Raw genomic sequence first — 3,620 nt, 5'->3', positions numbered from 1 at the left:
TAAAATTTGAAAAGAATTAAAATTATTAAAGAAGATTAAAAAAGATTCCGGTGTCGATGCGTTTGGGGGAAACACCCGTAAACATACCGAACACGAAGGTTAAGACTCAGACGGCCTATGGTACTATGCTGGAGACGGCATGGGAGAGCGGGTGGATGCCGGATTTAAAATGGGGGTGTAGCTCAGTTGGGAGAGCACCTGCCTTGCAAGCAGGGGGTCAAGAGTTCGAATCTCTCCATCTCCACTGTCATGGCTTGTGCTGTTAAAAAAACTTTGTTTTTTGTCTGAGCTATATTTATAAAGTATATACATGAATTATATATTTATGTGTTATATATTTTATATATAAGTCATGAGATAAATTTACTGATACCAACAGTAAAAAACCGTACCTTGAAAATCGCATATCAGACATAAGCGATGCCAAAAGAGCTGCATAATGTATAATATATTGTAGCTGCTTAAGGCATCAGACATCAGAGGTAAGTCCGTAACTTTGTATTGTAGTATGAATTATCATATGTATATAAAAAATAAAGATATGGGCAAGCCTATAAGAAAGAAGAAACATGCAGACATGTAGTAAGCGGTGATAAACCGTGAAACACATGCAGACCGGCCAGAGGGGATATACGCTAATATCCCGGTAAAGTTCCTCCGGGCGGGAGGGACAGTCTGGTTAAACAAAAAGAGCACAGGGAGGATGCCTTGGCACTGGGAGCCGAAGAAAGACGTGACAAGCTGCGAAAATCTGTGGGGAGGGGCAAATACCCATTGATCCACAGGTATCTGAATGGGGCAACCTATCCGGGGAAAGCCCGGATATGCCGCAGCCAATACATAACTGCGGCAGGGGAACCCGGCGAACTGAAACATCTAAGTAGCCGGAGGAAAAGAAAGAAAGATCGATTCCGGAAGTAGCGGCGAGCGAAACCGGAAAAAGCCCAAACCACAGCACGAGTGCTGTGGGGTTGAGGACTGCAAAAGGCAAAACTCCAGCCACCCGAACGGATTTGGGAAATCCGGCCATAGAGCGTGAAAGCCGTGTAGGGGAAGGCAGGAATAAGCTGGCAGTATCCAGAGTACCATGAGACACGTGGAACCTCGTGGGAAGCAGGGGGGACCACCCCCCAAGGCAAAATACTACCCAGTGACCGATAGAGAACAGTACAGTGATGGAAAGGTGAAAAGGACCCCGGGAGGGGAGTGAAAGAGAACCTGAAACCCTGTGTTTACATACTGTGGAAGCATACAATAGTGTGCGACCGCGTACTTTTTGTAGAACGGTCCGGCGAGCTGCACGTGCCGGCAAGGTTAAGCACTAAAAGTGTGAAGCCGTAGGGAGACCAAGTCCTAATAGGGCGTCAAGTCGGTAGGTGCAGGCCCGAAACCGGGTGATCTATCCATGTCCAGGTTGAAGTCCGCGTAAAGGCGGATGGAGGACCGAACCCACATCCGTTGAAAAGGGTGGGGATGAGGTGTGGATAGGGGAGAAATTCCAATCGAACCCGGAGATAGCTGGTTCTCCCCGAAATAGTTTTAGGACTAGCCTGCAGGGAGTCTGGCGGAGGTAGAGCACTGGATTCTTGCGGGGGCGTCAAAGCCTACCAAGAGATACCAAACTCCGAATGCCGCACAGATGATCCTGCGGAGTCAGGCCGTATGAGATAAGTCGGACGGCCGAGAGGGAAAGAGCCCAGACCCGCAGTTAAGGTCCCAAAGTATGCGTTAAGTGGAAAAGGATGTGAGATTTCCCAGACAGCTAGGACGTTGGCTTAGAAGCAGCCATACGTTTAAAGAGTGCGTAACAGCTCACTAGTCGAGAGGTCCTGCGCCGAAAATGTCCGGGGCTAAAACGCAGCACCGAAACACGGGGATGCCGCAAGGCATCGGTAGGGGAGCATTCCTGAGAGCAAAGAAGCTGTGCCGAAAGGGATAGTGGAGTTACAGGAAGGGAGAATGCCGGAATGAGTAGCGAGAGTGGGGTGAGAATCCCCACGGCCGAATATCCAAGGTTTCCCGGGTAAAGCTGATCTGCCCGGGGAGAGTCGGGACCTAAGGCGAGGCCGAAAGGCGTAGCCGATGGACAACAGGTGGAAAGTCCTGTACTGTAAGCAGTCAGAAATGTGGGGACGCGGATAGCGATACCGGACCCGGGTAAGCAGTATCCGGGGTAAATACAGTTTAGGGAAGGGAGGAAAAACCCCCTTTAGAAATAAGCTGTGTGAGTCCGAGCGAACATAAGTAGCAAAGCCGGAGTAGAGTCCGCCAAGAAAAGCCGCTATAAAGCTGCCTACACCCGTACCGTAAACCGACACAGGTGGATGGGGAGAGAATCCCAAGGCCGACGGGAGAAGCATCGTCAAGGAACTCGGCAAAATGACCCCGTAACTTAGGGAGAAGGGGTGCCGGCATTAAAAGCCGGCCGCAGAAAAGAGGCCCAAGCAACTGTTTAGCAAAAACACAGGTCTATGCGAAACCGAAAGGTGAAGTATATGGGCTGACGCCTGCCCGGTGCCGGAAGGTCAAGAGGAGGGGTGAGGGAAACCAAAGCTCTAAATCCAAGCCCCGGTAAACGGCGGCCGTAACTATAACGGTCCTAAGGTAGCGAAATTCCTTGTCGGGTAAGTTCCGACCCGCACGAAAGGCGTAATGATTTGGGCGCTGTCTCGACGATGGACCCGGTGAAATTGAAGTGCCAGTGAAGATGCTGGCAGCCCGCGCCAGGACGGAAAGACCCCATGGAGCTTTACTCCAGCTTGGTGCTGGGACACGGTAGTGCCCGTACAGGATAGGTGGGAGGCTATGAAGCATTGGCGCCAGCCGATGCAGAGCCGATGTTGGGATACCACCCCCGCACTACCGGGTTTCTAACGCAGAGCCGTAAACCGGCATGCGGACAATGCCAGGCGGGGAGTTTGACTGGGGCGGTCGCCTCCGAAAGGGTATCGGAGGCGCCCAAAGGTCCCCTCAGGATGGACGGAAACCATCCGCAGAGTGCAAAGGCAGAAGGGGGCCTGACTGCGACAGCGACGGCTGGAGCAGGCAGGAAACTGGGGCTTAGTGATCCGGTGGCAGAAAGTGGGATTGCCATCGCTCAACGGATAAAAGCTACCCTGGGGATAACAGGCTTATCACTCCCAAGAGTTCACATCGACGGAGTGGTTTGGCACCTCGATGTCGGCTCATCGCATCCCGGGGCTGTAGCAGGTCCCAAGGGTTGGGCTGTTCGCCCATTAAAGCGGTACGCGAGCTGGGTTCAGAACGTCGTGAGACAGTTCGGTCCCTATCCGGCGTGGGCGCAGGAAGTTTGAGGGGAGCCGTTCCTAGTACGAGAGGACCGGGACGGACCGACCGCTGGTATGCCTGTTGGGGAGCAACCCCATGGCAGGGAAGCCAAGTCGGGAAGGGATAAACGCTGAAAGCATCTAAGCGTGAAGCCCCCCCTAAGATGAGACCTCCCGCGCGTAAGCGTTAAGACCCCTTGAAGACTACGAGGTTGATAGGACGCAGGTGTAAGTGCAGCAATGTACTAAGCCAGGCGTTACTAATAGGTCGAGGGTTTAACCAGAGGCTGGAGCATGTGGATTTTGTCTGATATGCGGTTTTGAGGGTACGGG

Annotated in this window: 1 tRNA gene and 2 rRNA genes; all 3 read left to right on the top strand. The window is 52.4% G+C overall.

Annotated elements, in window-relative coordinates:
* The first annotated feature begins 46 nt into the window (after positions 1–46).
* The 3 genes from rrf (at position 47) to HMPREF9333_RS11785 (ending at position 3,572) form a co-directional block, all read left to right on the top strand.
* Positions 47–164: ribosomal RNA gene (gene rrf, locus HMPREF9333_RS11795) — 5S ribosomal RNA — on the top strand.
* Between the two features lie 7 nt (positions 165–171).
* Positions 172–244 (top strand) — tRNA-Ala (locus tag HMPREF9333_RS11790).
* 432 nt (positions 245–676) lie between these two features.
* Positions 677–3,572: ribosomal RNA gene (locus tag HMPREF9333_RS11785) — 23S ribosomal RNA — on the top strand.
* Positions 3,573–3,620 lie beyond the last annotated feature (48 nt).

This window comes from Johnsonella ignava ATCC 51276, from assembly GCF_000235445.1.
Classification (GTDB): domain Bacteria; phylum Bacillota; class Clostridia; order Lachnospirales; family Lachnospiraceae; genus Johnsonella; species Johnsonella ignava.
This window is presented reverse-complemented; position numbering and strand designations above follow the sequence as displayed.